An 18698-nucleotide genomic window follows, 5' to 3' on the forward strand; every position below is an offset into this window, starting at 1 on the left:
ATTAGGGATAATGGTGCTGTCTGCTATGTCGCTTATGGCAGCAGATAATCGTGTGATTCAGGTCACGACCTTTGAAGATCAAAATGGTGAAGACTTAAGCAAATGTTCATTACGTGAAGCGTTAGTTGCGGCCAAGCAGAATATTGCGTTCGGTGGATGTAGCGCAGGCAATACCAACCGTGGTGCAACCGATATGATTCAGTTGCAGGCTGGGGAATATATCTTAAACTCAGAATTACGCCCGCAATCTATGGTGCGTATTTATGGGGCGACAGCGGTCGACTATAACCAAGTAGATCCAATTACACATCGTTATCCTTCAATTGCACCGTTAAAAACCACTATTAATGCACATGGCAATAGCCGCATTATCAATACTTCAGATACCCAAGCCAGCGTGGCGCTATACGATGTCATTCTAAAAAATGGGAATGCCCATGGTGGTGGTAATGCAAACCCTGCAGATGCAGGCAAGGGTGGTGCATTATTTGTGGCAGGCCCATTAGCTGCGAACAATGTCGAAATTCAAAATTCGCATGCAGAACAAGGTGGTGCAATTTACGTTGTTGCTCATCAAGCGGAGCGTCAAGTCAATTTAGAAAATGCTTATATCCATGCGAACCAAGCCAAAGTAGGTAGTGTGTTGGCAATGGATTGTAGTGCCAACTTGGTCAATACACGCTCTATGGTGAAAATTGACCGCAGCAGTATTGTGAAAAATGGTGCTGCAAATAGTCTTAGTACTTTTGATCTTTGCGGCCAACCAGATCTTGCGTTGACTGCCAGTACGATTGCACAAAACCAAGCTGATACCAGCAAAGGTCATATCTTTAACTTAAGTAATGCAGAAAATCATCCGCTTAGCACTTTGTCACAGGTGTATTTGCAAAGTAATACCATTGTTGAAAATAAAGCATTGAGTACTTTGTTTTATGACAATTATCCACGTATTGTCCTCTCTTTTAATATGTTGGCCTTTAACCAAGGTAAATCTTGTCGTTATGCATTCCCTGCGAGCTTAGAGCAGGCGCGCAACATCAACACAATTCGCAATGCCTTATTCGCAATGGGATCAGCGACAGAGCAAGGCGAGTGTGATTTGCCTGAAACAGCAAATAGTTCTTATGATGGTGCTAAAAATTTGGATTTGACAGGGCTTAGCTTTGATCAAGTATTGCAGCCCTTGCAAGAACCATCTGCTTATAATTTATTCCTGCCGTTGTATTATCCAAAACTTGGTTCAGACCCTGCGAAAGATTTGATTGATGTAAACAGCATGGGGTGTAGTGATTATGAACAACGTGGTTTAGCGCGGGTGAGTAATGCAACTTTAACTTTAAATCCTGATGCAAAAAATACCTGTGAAATTGGCTCTGTAGAAGTGATGCGCTTAAATGCAGCCGATATTCAAAGCTTGCGTAATGTCTCTTATGAAAGTTTATTTGCCAATTATCAGCAACAAATTGACCGTATTCAGTCTGCGATAGATCAAAGTAAAGATGCTGCATCTTCGGTCGTTTCTCAATCGCGTACTGATTTGAAAACGATGCAGGATTTGTTGGCGAATACCAAAGCTAAGCAGCAATATCGTGCCATTTATGTTGATCCATTTGCGATGGCATTAAAGCAAGATGAACCAACTGCAGATGGGAAATTTGTTCAGTTAAGACAGCTTAATTCTGACAACTTTAGCATTAGCACTGAAGTATTGGGGATTGGTGCAATTTCGGGTTCAGGTACCACATTTAGTACCGATAAATTGACCCAAGATCCACTATTCAAATGTGAATGGGATGCACAGTTGCAACGGATTGTGATGTATCGACTGAATGATAAAGTCACAGAAGCAACCGATTCAGCGTATTGTAAATACACCATTACCTCAAAATTAGACAGCAATTTGCATTCTTCGGGCTTACTTGAAGGTAAATTTAGCAATATTGCCCCAATTGCAAAAGATGATCGTGTACGACTTGAATATGGTACAGACCTCAAAGTGAGTTTTAATCCATTGCTGAATGATAGCGATGCAGGCGATGGTTCTATCAGCACTTTGAAAGAAAATACCAATAAGCCTGCATTCTATAAAGATAGTACAGGACAAGAACTGGCAATTCGTTTTACACAAGTACCTTCAGGTGTGGTACTTACGGCAGATCGTCAAGCACCTTGTCCTGGGGATTATGCACGTGAAATTTGTTATGGTGGCAATATTCAGGTTCAAGTACGAAATAGCTTTAGCCCATTTGATTATGAGCTGAAATACACGATTTTCGATCATGAACTGGAATTATCGCCTGAAGCGACCATTACTTTAGAAAATACAGCGAAAAATACCAATTATGAAGCCAGTGGTGGCGGTGGGGGAAGCTTAGGTTTCTGGGGTATGTTTGGTTTAATCGGATTGGCGTTCTATCGTCAACGTCCAAGAAAATCGTAATCTACCGACTCTTTATTGCAAAAGCCTCATCTGTTTTACACGATGAGGCTTTTGTTATTGGTGACTTCAAGTACTTTCTATTATCCATGAACAGATAAAATTAGTGACTCATTGCAGGCTGTTGATATTTAAGAATGTATTCTTGACGAATCAAGGGCCGTTGTTCAGGTGTTGCTCGTTGCAAGCGTTGTCCTAATTCACGACGTTCTTGCGTACTCATTTTTTGCCAAGTTTCACGCATTTTTTGCTTTTCGCTATCAGGCAGTTGGGTAAACCAATCCATCCGCTGCTGCAAAGCCAAGCTTTTCTCAGCAGGAATTTCTTTTAAGTTTTGATAGCGCTTAATTAACGCCAATTGTTCTTCTTCAGAAAGAGTTTCCCAGGTTTCTGAAATTTGCGTATCTGCATCTTTGGAAAAAATCCAAAAACGCTCAAACCCTGCAAAACTGGTTTGTAAAAAACTGAGCGCACAACACGCAATCACAATTCGTTTAGCTGCCATGTGGAACTTTGTCCTCACCCAACACCATTAACATTTCTAAATCTTCCACCATTTGTGGAGAAAGTTTAGGAACAGATACAGCTTGATTCTGCGGCTGTGTGGTCATTTCCATTGAATTTGGCAAGACCACAAAACCTGCAATTGCCGCAGCCAATGCAAAACCTGACATTTTCCAAAGCCCATAGCGCGATGTTTTCTTGTCTTGAATATTGTCCAAGACATGATTCATGACCGCGGCTTTGTCTTGATGGTGGCGAGCCAATCGATCAAGTTTAGATGTCACTTGTTTTAAGAAATCATCTTGTTTCATTCTGATGATCCTCCCAGATACGGATTCATATGTGCCAAACTGTTGCGTAAAGCTTGAATAGCACGGTGATAATGCGTTTTTACACTGCCTTCAGTGCAGTTCATAATTTGTGCGGTGGTTTGCGTATCAAAACCTTCCCAAGCACGTAACATAAAAGCTTGTTGTTGCCGCACAGGAAGCCCCGCAATTGCTGCCTGAATTTCTTCTACAGTCACAGCTTGATCTAAAAACTCTGCAGGATTGAGTGCTTGCTCATCGACAATATCAAGTTGTTCAACATCGTCATCATCTAAACTGATTTTTTTGAACCATGAAAACGGTTGAGCGCGGCGAGCTTCTTTACGACGCCAATCTTGTAATTTGTTATTTAAAATGGTGTAAAACAGGGGATACCATTCCTCTGTGGCTTTGTCAGCATAAGATTTATGCAAGGAAATAAAGGCTTCTTGCACTAAATCCATAGCAATGCCGTGCTGTCCTTGCGTTGCACTTTCCATCATCACTAAGGCACGCCCCGTTACGTCTTGCATGAAATTCTTCAGACGTTGCTCAGCCGTACTCTTAAGAGCACTCAAATTTTCCGAGTGTGACGACTTCGGGTTTAAATCCATAGAGATGGAAAATCCTGTCATTGGATACCCACCATTATTTTTAACATCATATTTTTATAACGCTAAAAACAATGGTTTGGTTGACATTGCAAGTTATTATTTTCAGTCTAATCTATTTTTTTTGCAGGGCTAGTCTTTTTAAAATAAATTAACCATTTACAGACGTTGGCGTACCATTTCAAAGAAACAGATTGAGCCTGCAATTGCCACATTCAAAGATTCCTGTCCACCTGGTTGTGGAATACTTACCGCTTCTGCATGCTGTAAGGCATAATCGGACACACCTTGACCTTCATTGCCTAGAATCCAGACGCAAGCCTTACGCAGATTTTTGGAATAGAGACTTTCTGCATGGTGTGAACTGGTCACATATACAGGAATCTGAAATTGTGCTAAGACATCTTCGAGTTCAATATTTTCAAAGGTATGCAAGCTAAAGTGTGCGCCCATGCCTGCACGTAACACCCGTGGCGACCAAAGTGAGGCAGAACCTTTGGTACAAATAATTTGTTCAATACCTGCTGCTGCTGCAGAGCGCAATAAGGTGCCGACATTACCCGGATCTTGCACATTTTCTAAAATCAGTGTGTCTGCTTTAAAGTCTAAAGCTTGGCTTGAACTTGGCACGTCGACAATGGCTAAACAGGCAAGGGAAGTGCCTAAAGTGCTTAAATCTTTATATAAAGATTCGCCAATGACAAAGACCACGCCTGTGTATTTAGCCAAAATACGCTCATAGTCAGGATGGCTTAGTGCATGTTCGGTGGTAAAAATCGAATTGATTTTTTTATTTTCATGTAACCACGCCAGACACAAATGTGTACCTTCAAGTACCGTTTGTCCCTGTTTTTTGCGATAGTTATTTTGTTCAATTAAACCACGTAAGTGTTTAATTTTCGGGTTATCTTTTGATTCTAAAAAAATCGTAGGCATGCGATAAAATCCACAGCAGTCAGCGAATGGCCGACTGCTGTTGTTAAAAATTATTGATGGTAGCTGCTGACCAAATCGACTTCATTTTTTGAGCCAATGATGACAGGCACACGTTGATGTAGGTCTGTGGGTTGGATGTCTAAAATACGCACACGACCTGTGGTTGCCGCACCGCCTGCTTGTTCCATGAGCATACTCATTGGATTGGCTTCATACATTAAACGTAAACGACCTGCTTTTTTCGGGTCTTTTAAGTCGTATGGATACATGAAAACCCCGCTACGGCAAAGGATACGGTGAATATCGCCCACCATACATGCAACCCAACGCATGTTAAAGTCTTTTTCGCGTGGCCCAGTTTTACCAGCCAAAAGTTCATCAATATAGCGTTTTACAGGTGCTTCCCAATGGCGTTGGTTTGAAGCATTGATCGCGTATTCTTTTGTATCGGCAGCAACTTGAATGTTGTCTGCAGTCACCAAAAACTCTTGGCTTTCTGGGTCAAAGGTAAAGAATACCACGCCTGCACCAACAGTGAGCGCCATCATGGTAGATGGGCCATACAGGACATAACCTGCAGCAACTTGTTGTGTACCTGCTTGCATAAAGTCTGCAGCTTGGGTCACGGCATTTTTTGCAGGTAAAATTGAGAAAATGGTACCCACACACATATTGATGTCGATGTTGCTTGAACCATCCAGTGGGTCAAATAACACTAAATATTGACCATTTTCCTGAGCAGGAGTGAATTCGTCTAATTCTTCCGACGCCAAACCACCCACATTAGGATGTTTTTGTAACGCATCAATTAAATAATCATTTGAAATAACATCTAATTTCTTTTGTTCTTCGCCTTGTACGTTTTCATTTTGTGCACTGCCTAATACGCCCGCCAATGCACCTTTTTGTAATGTTTGGTCAATTGTTTTGCAAGTATTGGCTATAGTTTCAATTACTTGAGCAAGTTCGGGTGTTAAATTTCCAGTTTGTTGTTGTAGAAATTGGGAAAGGGTGCGGTATGACATGACTGGAAAACTCCGAATGACTGCAAAAATGAGGATAACAATATGCTGCAATAGTTTAGATGAGAACGCGTTAAAAGAAAAATTAAACTCGACTATTTGCTGTGATTTTACCCTTGCAAGTCCTGCAGAAAGTGCTATGTTGATGTGAAGGATTTAATTTGAGATAGGAGCACAGATATGACAACGTTAAAGTTTGATGCGACTCCAACGCCAAGCGAAGGGATTAGTTTAGACGATATTTCTGAGGACAAGATGAAAGCCGCTTGGAAAGATTACGAGTCTAAACCTGAATATAAAAAGTTTAACAAGCATGATTTGATTGAATCTATGCAAACTGCAAAAGCTGATGCCGAGTCGGAATAACTGAAGCAAAGCTGTATTTCTGCACTTATCTGTTAGTTTTTAAAATATTCGTTCGCCCAGTTTTTTATGTCATAAAAAAGCGCCCTTGTAATAAAGAGCGCTTTTTTCGTATTGGGGAAACACGTTCTAAACGAGTTTTTCCCAAACAGCAAATTATTATTTCAATAATGGTGGAACAGCTTCGTAGTTAATTTCTACGCGACGGTTTTCTTTCCATGCATTTTCATTATGTCCAGGGTTGACTGGCATTTCTTTACCATAGCTCACTGCTTCAAGCTGACCTGCGTTAACGCCGCTGGTGATTAAGAAGCTCTCAACCGCTTTGGCACGACGCTCGCCTAAAGCCATGTTGTATTCGCGTGTACCGCGTTCATCGGTATGACCTGTAAGCGCTACTTTAGAGTTGGCATTCGCCATTAGAAACTGTGCATGTGCTTGTAGGGTCTGGTAATCATCATTAGATAATTCGCTGCTGTCGTAGTCAAAATGCACCACGCGCTTTGCCAAGAAAGCTTTGTTGGCTTCGGTTACACCTTTGGCAGATGCACCTGCAAGGTTTTGTGCATTTAAAGCTGCATCTTCACTCAAACCTTGGGTGTTGACTGTAGTTGCACCACTTGGTGTTTGACCTGCTTGTGAGTCAGTCGTTGGTTTGCGGTTTGCACAACCTGTCATCACTAAAGCCGATGCCAAAACAGGGAGTACCAATAATTTAACTGCGTTCATCCTCATCTCCATGAAGCTTGATTTTTGGTTTTAAAACAGAACTGAAAAGTGTTTACCTTGCGGGTACTCATTATTTTGGTGCCCACGCAGGTTCACGCACTTCACCTTGTTCACTAGGTAAGTTCATGCGGAAGCGACCGTCTAAAGACATAATTGACAATAAGCCACGTGCGCCTTCGCGCGTTGCATACACCACCATTTGCCCATTTGGTGAGAAGCTTGGCGACTCATCCAAACTGGTTGGGGTTAAAATATTGGTGATATTGGTGTTGATGTCTTGAATTGCGACTTTGTAATTACTGCCACTTGGGCGATGCACCAATGCCAGTTTACGACCATCGGCACTGAGCGTACCACGTGCGTTAAATGCACCGCGGAAGGTTAGGCGTTTGCTGCTGCCTGTGGCAAAGTCATAACGATAAATTTGTGCGGAACCACCACGATCTGAAGTGTAAATAAATGATTTACCATCTGGTGCATAACGTGCTTCGGTATCAATCGCACTGTCATTGGTCATGCGTCGCAGTTCACGGGTGCTTAAATTCATTTGATAAATTTCTGGATTGCCATGCATGGATGCGGTAAACAACATACTTTGACCATCTGGTGAGAAGCTTGGAGCACCATTTAAACCACGGAAACTGGCTAATTTTTCACGCTGACCTGTCGCCAAATCTTGCACATAAATAGCAGGGCGTTTGGTTTCAAACGACACATAGGCAATTTTTTTGGCATCTGGTGTCCACGCAGGCGATAAAATAGGATCACGCGAAGTCAAAATGGTTTTAGGCTGTTCACCATCAGTATCGGCAATTTGCAGGGTATAGCGTTGTTCAGGTGTTGCAGGGTTGCGCAGTACATAAGCAATGCGTCCGCTAAAGTCACCTTTAATGCCCGTGAGTGCTTCATAAATGGCATCACTGATCATGTGTGCAGCAGAACGTACGCGTGACGCAGGCACGCTTAATAATTCATTCAATAAGTATTGCTGTTTTTGCACATCATAAAGTTGGTAATGAACTTCATAACCGCCTTCTGCAGTGGCTTTGACATTTCCCGTCACCACATAAGGTACACCTGCGGCTTGCCATACAGCTGCATTTGGATTGTTCATGCTTGCAGTTGCAGCAAGGTTTTTAGATGAACTGGTGAATTTGCCTGAACGGTTTAAATCGTTTTCTACAATAGGATAAATACTTTGATCATTGCCAAACGGCACAATCGCAATTTTAGGTGCTTCTTCTGGTGCTTTGGCAATTTCTAAATGCAGTTGTGCAAAAGATTGTGTGCTTAAAACTGGGCTAAGCGCAGTTAAAATAGCAAGACAAAGTAGGTGTTTACGCGTTGTTTCCATCATTCGCTATTTTCTCAAATCAACATAACTTTTTTGGATGTAATTGTGGTACATAATGGCATGCTTTAGCAGGAATGAAAGCATGAATTTATAATAAAACTGTTATAACACTGTGAAAATTTAAATTTATTTATACTCGTAAATATTTTGAGAAGGAGTTAGCCGAATAGATGTTACTCGGCTAACTGGTAACTTATTGTGCCGTAAAGGTAGAGGTGAAGCTACGTGCTTCGCGTCGTGCATCTGGGTCTGATGGCATTGGATAAGGTGCAGCAGCACGAACGGCAGCTTCTACACTGGCTTTCATATCAGGATCGCTAGAATTAACCACGACAGACTGAACTGCGCCACTGTCACTTAAAGTCACACGGGCAGTTGCACGTTGACCTGAGGAACCTGCTGGGGTATCCCACGCTCGTCTAATTTTATTTTCAAAATCACGTTTAGCTGTGGATGCAATACGTCGTACTTCTGCCTTTTTCTGAGCGGCTTCTTCTGCAGCTTGTTTGGCAGCTGAAGCTTTGGCTTCAGCGTCGGCACGCGCCTTCGCTTCGGCATCAGCTTTGGCTTTTGCATCTGCAGCAGCTTTACGTTTTGCTTCGGCATCTGCTTTGGCTTTTGCATCTGCGTCAGCCTTACGTTTTGCATCGGCATCAGCTTTGGCTTTTGCATCTGCGTCAGCCTTGCGTTTTGCTTCGGCATCAGCTTTGGCTTTTGCATCCGCTGCAGCTTTACGTTTTGCTTCGGCATCAGCTTTGGCTTTTGCATCTGCAGCAGCTTTACGTTTTGCCTCAGCATCTGCCTTGGCTTTTGCATCTGCTTCAGCTTTGCGTTTTGCTGCTGCATTGGCTTCGAGTTGACGTCTTTCTGCCGCTTCTGCTTTTTTCAGGGCTTCGGCTTCTTTACGACGTACAGCATCTGCTTCAGCACGTGCTTTGGCATCGGCTTGGGCTTTTGCTTTAGCATCGGCTTCTCGTTGAGCACGTTCTTCAGCGCGTGCTTGTTGTGCTTTTAAGCGTTCAGCTTCTAATTTTTGTCGCTCGGCAATTTGTTTGGCTTCAGCAGCTTGTCGTTCTGCACGTGCTTGAGCCTCTGCCGCTTGTGCTGCTTTTTGCGTATCAACTTGAGGAGCGGGTGGCGTAGGAGAAGCTGCAGGTGTCGGAATGACAGGTGCAGGTTCAAGAACAGGCTCAGCAGTTTGAGTAATTTGCTCTGCTACATTTTCATGTGTGGTTTCAGCAGATTCAGTTTCTAATAAGGGTTTTAAATCTTCTGGTTTAATCAGTACGGTTTTAATGGGTTTAGGTGGCTCAGGTGCTTTACTCATGCCCAAATAAAGCAAGCCAACCACTGCGATAAGGTGGACACCTACGGTGAACCCAATCGCGATGGCTTTTTGTTGAAAAGGTGGCTTTTTAAAATCTTTCATAAATTACTTTAAAGGCTCGGTCAGCAATCCAACTTGGGTTAAACCCGCATCTTGTAAGTCAGACATTAACGCAATCACATCACCATAAGGGCGTGTATTATGACCGCGAATAACAACCTGAAACTCTTTGTTTTCAGCTTTGGCTTGAATTTGAGCATCGGTCAAAATTTGTTTCAGTTGGGCTAATTCCAAAGGTTCGGCTTTGTGTTCTTTGTATTCTAAAAAATATTGCCCATCTTTATTTAAAGTCACCAAAGCAGGGGCATCTTTCGATTCAATTGGATTACCATTGGCTTGAGGTAAATCGACTTGAATCCCACTGGTAATCATCGGTGCAGTAACCATAAAAATCACCAATAACACCAACATGACATCAATATAGGGCACTACATTCATGTCACTTTTGAGTGGTTTCTTAATGCGCTCGAAGCGTCCTGAGCGTTGAATGGCCATTAGTCGTGATCCTTAGTATTGCCTAAAGATTGACGTTGTAATAAAGCCACCATTTCTTCGGCAAATAAAGCACGATCAGAATAAACCGCTTCACCTTTGGCGGTGTAATGGTTAAAAGCAAGTACTGCAGGAATAGCGGCAAATAAACCAATGGCTGTGGCAATCAGGGCTTCGGCAATCCCAGGTGCGACTGTTGCTAATGTGACTTGATCGACATCTGCCAGTCCAATAAAGGCATTCATAATACCCCAGACGGTACCAAATAAACCCACGTATGGCGCAACCGAACCAATGCTGGCCAATGCACCTAAGCCTTGTTCAAGTTGGGCTTGGTCGCGACTTAAACCGACACGTAAGATACGCTCTGTGCCTTCAATGGTTTGTGAAGCATGCGCTTGGCGCTTTTTCAGTTTTAAAAACTCACCTAAGCCTTGATAAAAAATATCTTCTAAACCGACACGTTTTGAATTGAGCTGTGCGTTGTTGTAAAGCGTATTCAGTTCTGCACCAGACCAGAAGATTTTCTGGAAATGCTGATCCTCTGCCTGTGCTTTTTTATAGCTCATGTGTAACTTGGCAATCAGATACCAGCTGTATAATGATGCTAAAAGTAGCGACAGCATTACCAGCTGAACAACAGGACTAGCTTGTAAAATAAGATCTGATACTTGAAGAGATGATTCGAGTTGTGTTGCCATAGTTACTACATGTGCCAATTCATTTTTTTAATCTTGTCCTAATTCTTTCAGAATAAGGCTACGAATTTCATCTGGCAGACGACGTGGTTTCATATCTGAACCAAGACAGGCCAATTCAACCTCGCCAGATGCAAGCATGATTTCACCACGATAAATATTTTGTTGCAATACAAATGATGACGCTTTACACGAAACTACACTTGCTGTAACAGTAATTAGGTCATCCATTAAGATTGGACGTGAATATTTCACGTTAATTTTATGCACGACAAAGTTGTAATCTTGTTGATGCCAATAATGATCAACACCCGATGCACGAAGCCATTCGGTACGGGTACGTTCCATAAAGCGAATATGGTTGGCGTGGTAAACAATGCCGCCTGCATCAGTATCTTCCATATAGATACGAATTTTAAATTCAAATTTATTCGCCATGATGATGTTCCGCTTCAATGTTGCAAAGTTGTTTGATAAGCAATACTTATAGCTTACGCCGTGTCTGTGAAATTGACGTGAATCGGGGCTATAAGTCAAGCTGTGTATAGCGTGGCAGTTTATCATTCTCAACGCTTCGTCCAATGGCACAAGATTTCAAACATGCTTTTAAGTTAAAATTAGCTGCCTGCCTGATACATGCAGATGATCCACCCCAATGAGCAGCACATGAGCCGTTTAGTTAAATTTTTTGTGGTAATTGCCATATTGTATTTGTTGTGGATGACGCTGTTCCAGCCAGATGGAGGAATTGCGGATAGCACAACCTATCAGTCATCGCAGCAAGTGCATCAATTTAAAGACTATACCATTCAAGCTTTGGAAACCTATGAAGGTGAGTTTCGGGTATTGTCACGTGAAAATTATAATTTTGGACGTGAAGCCGAACTTAGCCCTGTCGATTTTGCTTTGGGATGGGGCGAAATGGCCAAGCCTGAAGTGTATAAACAGTTGTCTATTCGTCAAAGCAACCGTTGGTATCATTGGCGTTATGAACAAGCACCACCGATTCCTGTGCAAGAGATTGCAAGTTTGAGCGCTAATACGCATTTAATTCCTGCCACACCCGCGATTGCGACACAGTTAAAACAGATTGATGAAGATGATTTGATTTATTTGAAAGGTAAATTGGTTGAAGTTACTGCCGCAGATGGGTGGCAGTGGCGCAGTTCTTTAAGCCGTCATGATACAGGGGCGGGCGCGTGTGAATTAATGCTTGTTGAAGATGTGCGTATTATTGAAAATTAGGGTCTATCTACAGACCCAATTGACCTAAATATTTAATAACTTAAAGGGAGATAGCTCCCTTCAAGCTATTTTTTCCTTTGAGCTATTTTTCTTTTGGCTCTGGCGGTGTCATCCCAAATTGTAAATACGCCATATTGGTCGCAATACGCCCGCGAGCGGTTCGCATTACATAACCTTGTTGAATTAGGTATGGTTCAATTACATCTTCCAAAGTGCCAGAGTCTTCAGCCATAGCAGCGGCCAAAGCTTCCACACCTGCAGGCCCACCATCAAAACGCTCTAATAACATTGATAAATAACGACGGTCTAAGGTATCTAAACCATCTTTATCGACATTCAGCATATCTAGCGCACGTTGTGCCATCTCTTGCGTGACTTCACCTGTGCCTTTGACCTGCGCATAGTCACGAACGCGACGCAATAATCGGTTGGCAATACGTGGTGTACCGCGCGAACGACGAGCGACTTCATTGGCTCCTGCATCGGTCATTGGCACATCCATTAGACTTGCCGAACGTTTGACAATATGGGTCAAATCTTCAACCGAGTAAAATTCCAAACGCTGCACAATACCAAAACGGTCACGCAACGGTGAGGTGAGTAAACCTGCGCGTGTGGTGGCGGCGACAAGGGTAAATGGTGGCAAGTCCAGTTTAATGGAGCGTGCTGCAGGCCCTTCACCAATCATGATGTCCAGTTGATAATCTTCCATCGCTGGATACAAAATTTCTTCAATCACAGGTGAAAGACGGTGAATTTCATCAATAAATAACACATCGCCTTCTTCAAGATTGGTCAGCATGGCGGCTAAATCGCCTGCGCGCTCTAAGACAGGCCCTGAAGTAGATTTAAGATTGCCGCCCATTTCACGGGCAATAATATTGGCGAGTGTGGTTTTACCTAAACCTGGTGGTCCAAAAATCAGGGTGTGGTCCAATGCTTCTGCGCGTCCACGGGCTGCACCAATGAAAATTTCCATTTGTTCACGCACTACAGGTTGCCCAATATAGTCATCGAGTGAAGTGGGGCGAATGGCGCGATCAATTTGATCTTCGGGTTTTTCAGAACCACTGATTAGACGGTCTTGCATATCGTGTTAACTAATCTCTTGAGCTGGGCATTTTGATGCTGCATGCACAGCCTCAAAGTATGAGTTGCGTTTAAATGCCTTTGCGAAGGCATGATTTTACTTTTGAAAGATCAAAAGTAACAAAAATCTTATGTTGAGTTGAGGGTATATCCCTATACCCCAACTCAACGGGCGACATCTATGTCGCCAGTCATGTATCCAATATTGGAAAGATGAACTTACGCTAGGTTTGTTGGCATCTTTTATTTATTCATCGACTTTAATGCTGCACGGATAATATCACTGGCTTCGGTAAAATCGGCCTTGACTGCATTAATCAGTTTTTGTGCTTCGGCAGGTTTATAACCTAAAGACTGTAAAGCGGCTTCGGCTTCGGCAACAGCAGAATTGCCCGTAAAATGGATTTGAGTCGCAGTGGAATTGCTGCTGCTGACTTCGTTGGACATGGCTTTAAAGCGATCACGCAATTCAATCATCAGGCGTTCAGCGGTTTTTTTGCCCACACCTGGCACTTTAATCAGGGTGTTAATATCTTCATGTTCTACGGTGTGAATCAGTAACTCGACACTCAAGGTCGATAAAATACCCAGTGCCATTTTCGGGCCGACACCATTGACTTTGAGTAAGGTACGGAAAATGGTTTTTTCTTGGGCTTCTAAAAAGCCATATAACAATTGAGCATCTTCACGCACAGCTAAATGCGTCCACAGGGTAATTTTCTGCCCCTTTTGTAACTGGCAAAATGTGGTGAGTGGCGTGTCAATTTCATAGCCCACACCATTCACGTTCAGTAACACGGTTGGTGCTTCTAAAGCCAATACTTCGCCAATAAGACATCCGATCATATTTGTGATTCACTGATTAATTTAAAATAAGTTGCTGTTCGCATAGTAGAGCGCATTTTCACAAAAGGCAAAATCTGCGCTTAAATCCTACTACTATTTATATACAAGTATTGATATGCAAATTATTCATTACAGCAAGCCGACCTTATTGCCTTGTAATTCTTGCGATAAGTTATAGGCTTGGTGATCTGAAAACTTAGAGATAATATCCAAGACTTGCATAATATTGTCATAGTGATTATGCGCAAAATCTGCCCCTGAGCGTTGCAAGATTGACATTAAACGCTGCTCTTTAAAACTTAGGGTTTTATGTGGCGTGGTGAGTGGAATAAACGCATCCAAAATGTTTTGTAAACTTTGATGCGCAATAATTTCCAGCCCTGCCTTTTGTGGATGCTCGAAAATTTTCTCACGGGCTAAGTCTTTGGCGCGATTAATACCAATTTCAATATCTGCCGAGCAATATTGTAAAAGACTGCCTTTGAGCTGTCCCATCAGAATTTCCAAATGGTGTTTGGCAAATGCTGTAGTGACTTCATCGACCAAACGCTTCATGACCCGACCACGCAAAGCGGCAATTTTTTGTTGCCATGTGGTACGTGCCATCGCCAGTTCTGCTGGAATACCGTAGTCACCAATCAAGTTTAAAAAGATCGGTTCAACTTCTTCATAGCTGAGCATGTTTAAGATAATGCCATCTTCCAAATCAATTAAGGCATAGCAAATATCATCTGCTGCTTCCAATAAATATGTCAGTGGATGACGGCAATAGTGATAATCGCCCAATTGAATCAGACCAAGCTGTTCTGCAATTTGTTTGAGAATTTCTTTTTCGGCTTGGTAACAACCAAACTTATCACGTTGATTGGCAGGGCGGTTGCCTTGTTCGGCAATGGTTTTGGAGAGCCATGGATATTTTAAATAAGCGCCTAAAGTGGCATAGGTTAAACGCATGCCGCCATCATTTGGATGATAGTCAATTTTGGTGAGTAGACGTAAACCTTGTGCATTGCCTTCAAACTGACGGACATCAGCTTCTTCTTCATCGCTGAGTTTGGCGAGGAAATTGCCGTGTGAAGCATCATCAAACCATTCACGAATGGCATATTCGCCTGCATGCCCGAAAGGTGGATTACCAATATCATGTGCCAAGCAAGCAGCTTGAATAATCGCACCGACATCGGCAGGGGAAATCCACATAGGCAAATGGTCTTTGATTTTTTCTGCAGCCAGCATCCCTAATGAACGTCCAATACAAGACACTTCTAAAGAATGGGTCAGGCGAGTGTGAATACCATCGTGTTGAGTCAGTGGATGGACTTGGGTTTTACGGTTTAGTTGTCTAAAACTTTGCGAAAAAATAATACGGTCATAATCTTTATGAAAAGGGCTGCGCGCCTGTTCTGTACTTTGTTTTTTACTACCAATTCGAACTGTGGAAAGCAGTTCTAACCAACGCATTTGAGTCATTTATCATTATTCACTATGTGCTTGTTTTGCATCATGCCAAAAAAATGACAAAAGCTCTAGGGGCGTGCGACATGGCTTGTCTTTTTAAATCTAAATTCATACAAAATGGGGGATAAGTTTGTGGCGAAGCGTACTTTAAAGTTTTTTTGGGGAACTGTATAAATTGAGGATTGGATGATGCGTATAGGTTGCCAAAATAGCAACAATGCTCAAATTTTTATGCTAATTTCTAATTAATTGTGAAATGGATAGCGAAGTTTAAATATGCTCAAACTGATTTACTATGTGCCTGAATCTCATCTTGAAGAAACTAAACTGGCGGTTTTTGCAGCGGGTGCAGGTGGAATTGGCAATTATGAACATTGTGCATGGCAGGTTTTAGGCACAGGGCAATTTAAGCCTGTCAAAGGAGCAAATCCGTTTATTGGTGAGTTAGATGCTTTGGAACACGTTGCCGAATGGCGCGTGGAAACCATTGTACCTGAGCAAAATGCTCAGGCAGTCGCAAAAGCGCTCAAGGCAAGCCATCCTTACGAAGAGCCTGCCTTTGAGTTTATGCAACTTTTAGATATTAATTTTTAAAGACTTAAATACCAATTTTTAAAGAAAAATAGAATTGTACGATCACTCATATATGGATTGGGGCAAATATAAGTTGCGTAGATAGATTTTACTTTTCACGGGCGAAAAGTAACAAAAGCCCTCTGTTAGACTGATGGTACGTCCTGTACCACAGTCTAACGGGCGACATCCTTGTCGCCTTATCACGAGTCAAAATGTGGCTAGGTTTTAAAATACAGTTGAAATATTAGGGTCTGTTGACACTTCTTCTATGTTTGCGACGTGAGAGATATATCTCGCAAGGTTTTTTAGCTGATATAAGGCATGGGGCAGGAAATTTAGTTATTCTAAATGACTGACTCATAACGCAATAGCAGCAAAAAATATGCTCGTCCCTTTGCGCAGCAAACAAAGCAGCGCTTTGTTCTTGCTCATGTGGCTAAAACTTTCTCAGATTACGTTATGAAACTTGGCAATAGTCTCGCTATTCCTTGCGTTTCATGCCTAATCTGCTCAGTTTTAGCCTACAGCGCAAGCCATTTATGAAATGTTAACAGCCCCTAGACTTTCTGAATAAACAGGTCACGGTCAAAACGGTATTGCGGGAAAAAGACACCATCTTCGGCACGTTCACCTGCAGCAATCACCATCACTGGAAATTGTTGTTCATTCAGTTTTAAGAGTTTGCGTACCATCGGCTCATCAAAACCTTCCATCATACAGCTATCAAAACCGTGTGCGCGAAGGGCCAAGACCATATTTTCACAAGCGAGTGCAGTGGTTTTACTCGCCCAAAGTTTGGCATCGGCAGGGTTAAATGCAGTTACAGGTAATTGTTTATCTAAACTACGTGCAATTTTGAAAGCGACTTTCTTAAAGTTACCTACTGCGTTTAAGTAGCCAGTCATGTAGTTATAAGGAATAAACTTGTAATATTTTTTGACTGCTGCAGGTGCTTCAGGAAAAGGAAACTCGCTGATGTTCTTTTTTGCCATTTCATCAACACGGTCTGTGCGTGCAATACACACAATTAGCTCTGCTGCAGTGCGAGCAGCAAGCTGTCCTAAGCAGGCTTTAACCAGTTGTTTCTTCTTGGCAGGGTTTTGCACCACGACAAAAGTCCACGGTTGTAAATTAGATGAGTTCGGTGCCAATAAAGCCATATCTAAATAATCATCCAACACTTCAACAGGAATGGCTTTGTCGGTAAATTTACGCACCGAACGACGGCTTTGAATGACTTTTTTAAAGTTTTCTATATCAATATCTTGTGGTGCAGGCTCAAAATAACGTTCTTTTTTTTCAGCTTTAACATCAGCTGGATTTGGATTAGACATTACAATTTTCCTCAATTTTTTAATGATTGATAGCACATTGCAGAATATGGGGGCGAATAAAGAAAAAACCACATTCAGCCAAAATGAATGTGGTTTTAAAACGTCTAGTTTACTTGAAATGGGTGTAAGTACATTTCAGCTAAACAGCGCTTAATTAAATTGGCTGAAATCAGGTTTACGTTTTTGCATAAAGGCCTGCACTGCTTCCATCATTTCTGCTGAGCCGACACGTTGCATAAAAATCTCTGCTTCATGGTCAATCCACGCCACAATTTCATTGACATTATGTTTCATGAGGGCTTTAGATTGTTTAAGTGATGCCAATGGTAAAGCTGCCAATTGTGCTGCTTTTTGTTGCGCCGTTGCATAGACATCGGTTTCAATGCTATTAACTAAATTTGCCGATAATGCCGTTTCGCTATTGAATTTTTGTGCAGTTAGCAACAGTTCAGCCGCTTTGTGATAGCCTGCTTGTTCTACTAGAAGTTTGCTTGATGCACCTTCAGGCGATAAGCCCAAGCTCACAAATGGAATTTGGAATAGGGCAGTATTGTCGCTATATACCAAATCTGCATGTAATAGAATTGTGACACCAATGCCAATTGCCACCCCACGTACAGCTGCAATCAGCGGTTTAGAAAACTTAGCTGCAGATTTTAATAAGATGAATGGAGGGCCTTCGGCAGCAGGTAGTTGTCCTTTAAGTGCAGCAGACTTCATAAAGTCTTGCATGTCATTGCCAGCACTAAAATCTGCATCTGTGCCACGTAAAATTACACAACGTACTGCGTTGGACTGATCTGCTTCATCTAAGGCTTGTGCAATCCACAAATACAATTCACCATACAGCGCGTTTTTTGCTTCTGGTCGGTTGATGGCTAAAGTCAGTACGCCATTGTCTAAATTCGCATTCAAATGTGGGTGAGGTTGTTGAATACAGCTCAGTGTCATCGTACTATCCTTGCTTTGATTGGTTTGAATTTATGGCTCATTATGTCGCAAATTCGCAGCGCTGGCACAACTCATGAGTTCATAAAAAGTTAGTGAATGATGAGATTTGCGTTCCTAATTCAATGTGAAATTTATTTAGAATTTGGGGTTGTTCATTTAAAAAATGAATAAGCAAGGCGGAATCTTAACGTCTATTAATTCTATTTTAGGATTAACCTTCGGTTCGACCTACTTTTGTTTTGGCAAAAGTAGGCAAAACCATTTGTCATCCACGAAACCTGCCCAATTATTGTTTTTGATTTATTATCTTGCAAAAACAATAATGAGTTGATACCACGCAGGTTGTGGATGACATTTC

The 18698-nt window shown here is 42.1% G+C and carries 20 protein-coding genes; 4 read left to right on the forward strand and 16 right to left on the reverse strand.

Annotated features, from left to right (window positions below; genetic code table 11):
• Nucleotides 1-25 precede the first annotated feature (25 nt).
• Nucleotides 26-2440, forward strand: a complete 2415-nt coding sequence (locus FTU71_RS08690) for a CSLREA domain-containing protein (protein WP_228153770.1) — start codon at nucleotides 26-28, stop codon at nucleotides 2438-2440.
• A 100-nt stretch (nucleotides 2441-2540) separates the two neighbouring features.
• Here FTU71_RS08690 and FTU71_RS08695 read toward each other — a convergent pair whose 3' ends face one another.
• From FTU71_RS08695 to FTU71_RS08715, 5 genes are all read right to left on the reverse strand, one after another.
• A complete protein-coding gene (locus tag FTU71_RS08695; protein ID WP_179993877.1) occupies nucleotides 2541-2942 on the reverse strand; it encodes a DUF3106 domain-containing protein in 402 nt (133 codons plus the stop codon).
• Nucleotides 2932-3252 carry a hypothetical protein gene (locus FTU71_RS08700; protein WP_179993878.1) on the reverse strand — a complete coding sequence of 107 codons (321 nt, stop codon included), beginning with the start codon at nucleotides 3250-3252 and terminating at the stop codon, nucleotides 2932-2934. Before FTU71_RS08700 ends, FTU71_RS08695 begins: the two co-directional genes overlap by 11 nt.
• On the reverse strand, nucleotides 3249-3863 hold the full coding sequence (locus FTU71_RS08705; protein WP_004971803.1) for an RNA polymerase sigma factor: 615 nt from the start codon (nucleotides 3861-3863) through the stop codon (nucleotides 3249-3251). Before FTU71_RS08705 ends, FTU71_RS08700 begins: the two co-directional genes overlap by 4 nt.
• A 156-nt stretch (nucleotides 3864-4019) precedes the next feature.
• A complete protein-coding gene (locus FTU71_RS08710) occupies nucleotides 4020-4796 on the reverse strand; it encodes an RNA methyltransferase (RefSeq protein ID WP_004971802.1) in 777 nt (258 codons plus the stop codon).
• 50 nt (nucleotides 4797-4846) lie between these two features.
• Nucleotides 4847-5821, reverse strand: coding sequence for a class 1 fructose-bisphosphatase (locus FTU71_RS08715; RefSeq protein ID WP_179993879.1), 975 nt, complete (start codon nucleotides 5819-5821; stop codon nucleotides 4847-4849).
• Nucleotides 5822-5998: 177 nt separating this feature from the next.
• On the opposite strand from FTU71_RS08715, the gene FTU71_RS08720 reads away from it, so the two are divergent.
• Entirely contained in the window at nucleotides 5999-6184 is a 186-nt protein-coding gene (locus FTU71_RS08720) for an NF038105 family protein (protein WP_004971800.1), read from the forward strand.
• Nucleotides 6185-6340: 156 nt separating this feature from the next.
• Here the strand turns inward: FTU71_RS08720 and pal are convergent, their stop codons facing one another.
• The 6 genes from pal to ybgC all read right to left on the reverse strand — a co-directional run bounded on the left by pal (nucleotide 6341) and on the right by ybgC (nucleotide 11279).
• The gene (gene pal / locus FTU71_RS08725) at nucleotides 6341-6910 is read right to left on the reverse strand and encodes a peptidoglycan-associated lipoprotein Pal (protein ID WP_180111830.1); all 570 of its coding nucleotides are present in this window, start codon (nucleotides 6908-6910) and stop codon (nucleotides 6341-6343) included.
• 70 nt (nucleotides 6911-6980) lie between these two features.
• Nucleotides 6981-8264: a Tol-Pal system beta propeller repeat protein TolB gene (gene tolB, locus FTU71_RS08730; protein ID WP_180061974.1), complete on the reverse strand. Its 1284-nt coding sequence runs from the start codon at nucleotides 8262-8264 to the stop codon at nucleotides 6981-6983.
• 193 nt (nucleotides 8265-8457) lie between these two features.
• The gene (gene tolA, locus FTU71_RS08735; RefSeq protein ID WP_180111832.1) at nucleotides 8458-9693 is read right to left on the reverse strand and encodes a cell envelope integrity protein TolA; all 1236 of its coding nucleotides are present in this window, start codon (nucleotides 9691-9693) and stop codon (nucleotides 8458-8460) included.
• 3 nt (nucleotides 9694-9696) lie between these two features.
• The gene (gene tolR, locus FTU71_RS08740; RefSeq protein WP_070154130.1) at nucleotides 9697-10146 is read right to left on the reverse strand and encodes a protein TolR; all 450 of its coding nucleotides are present in this window, start codon (nucleotides 10144-10146) and stop codon (nucleotides 9697-9699) included.
• The gene (tolQ, locus tag FTU71_RS08745) at nucleotides 10146-10844 is read right to left on the reverse strand and encodes a protein TolQ (protein WP_180111834.1); all 699 of its coding nucleotides are present in this window, start codon (nucleotides 10842-10844) and stop codon (nucleotides 10146-10148) included. The genes tolR and tolQ overlap by 1 nt, the downstream gene beginning before the upstream one ends.
• Before the next feature lie 27 nt (nucleotides 10845-10871).
• Nucleotides 10872-11279 carry a tol-pal system-associated acyl-CoA thioesterase gene (ybgC, locus tag FTU71_RS08750; protein WP_004971791.1) on the reverse strand — a complete coding sequence of 136 codons (408 nt, stop codon included), beginning with the start codon at nucleotides 11277-11279 and terminating at the stop codon, nucleotides 10872-10874.
• A 228-nt stretch (nucleotides 11280-11507) separates the two neighbouring features.
• Between ybgC and FTU71_RS08755 the strand changes: the two genes are divergently transcribed.
• Nucleotides 11508-12086: a hypothetical protein gene (locus tag FTU71_RS08755; protein ID WP_004971789.1), complete on the forward strand. Its 579-nt coding sequence runs from the start codon at nucleotides 11508-11510 to the stop codon at nucleotides 12084-12086.
• A gap of 82 nt (nucleotides 12087-12168) precedes the next feature.
• Here the strand turns inward: FTU71_RS08755 and ruvB are convergent, their stop codons facing one another.
• From ruvB to FTU71_RS08770, 3 genes are all read right to left on the reverse strand, one after another.
• The gene (gene ruvB, locus FTU71_RS08760; protein WP_004971787.1) at nucleotides 12169-13176 is read right to left on the reverse strand and encodes a Holliday junction branch migration DNA helicase RuvB; all 1008 of its coding nucleotides are present in this window, start codon (nucleotides 13174-13176) and stop codon (nucleotides 12169-12171) included.
• 242 nt (nucleotides 13177-13418) lie between these two features.
• Nucleotides 13419-14021 (reverse strand): Holliday junction branch migration protein RuvA, encoded by a 603-nt coding sequence (gene ruvA, locus FTU71_RS08765; RefSeq protein WP_179993882.1) that lies wholly within the window; start codon nucleotides 14019-14021, stop codon nucleotides 13419-13421.
• A 129-nt stretch (nucleotides 14022-14150) separates the two neighbouring features.
• Entirely contained in the window at nucleotides 14151-15491 is a 1341-nt protein-coding gene (locus FTU71_RS08770) for a deoxyguanosinetriphosphate triphosphohydrolase (RefSeq protein WP_104851741.1), read from the reverse strand.
• A 264-nt stretch (nucleotides 15492-15755) separates the two neighbouring features.
• Here FTU71_RS08770 and FTU71_RS08775 point away from each other — a divergent pair, with 264 nt between their 5' ends.
• Nucleotides 15756-16073: a YqfO family protein gene (locus FTU71_RS08775; RefSeq protein ID WP_104851742.1), complete on the forward strand. Its 318-nt coding sequence runs from the start codon at nucleotides 15756-15758 to the stop codon at nucleotides 16071-16073.
• 539 nt (nucleotides 16074-16612) lie between these two features.
• Here the strand turns inward: FTU71_RS08775 and FTU71_RS08780 are convergent.
• Entirely contained in the window at nucleotides 16613-17389 is a 777-nt protein-coding gene (locus FTU71_RS08780) for a nitroreductase family protein (RefSeq protein WP_180111837.1), read from the reverse strand.
• A 150-nt stretch (nucleotides 17390-17539) separates the two neighbouring features.
• On the reverse strand, nucleotides 17540-18340 hold the full coding sequence (locus FTU71_RS08785) for an enoyl-CoA hydratase-related protein (protein ID WP_096901116.1): 801 nt from the start codon (nucleotides 18338-18340) through the stop codon (nucleotides 17540-17542).
• Nucleotides 18341-18698: the final 358 nt, after the last annotated feature.

The organism is Acinetobacter sp. YH12136 (genome assembly GCF_013418545.1).
Taxonomy (GTDB): Bacteria; Pseudomonadota; Gammaproteobacteria; order Pseudomonadales; family Moraxellaceae; genus Acinetobacter; species Acinetobacter towneri.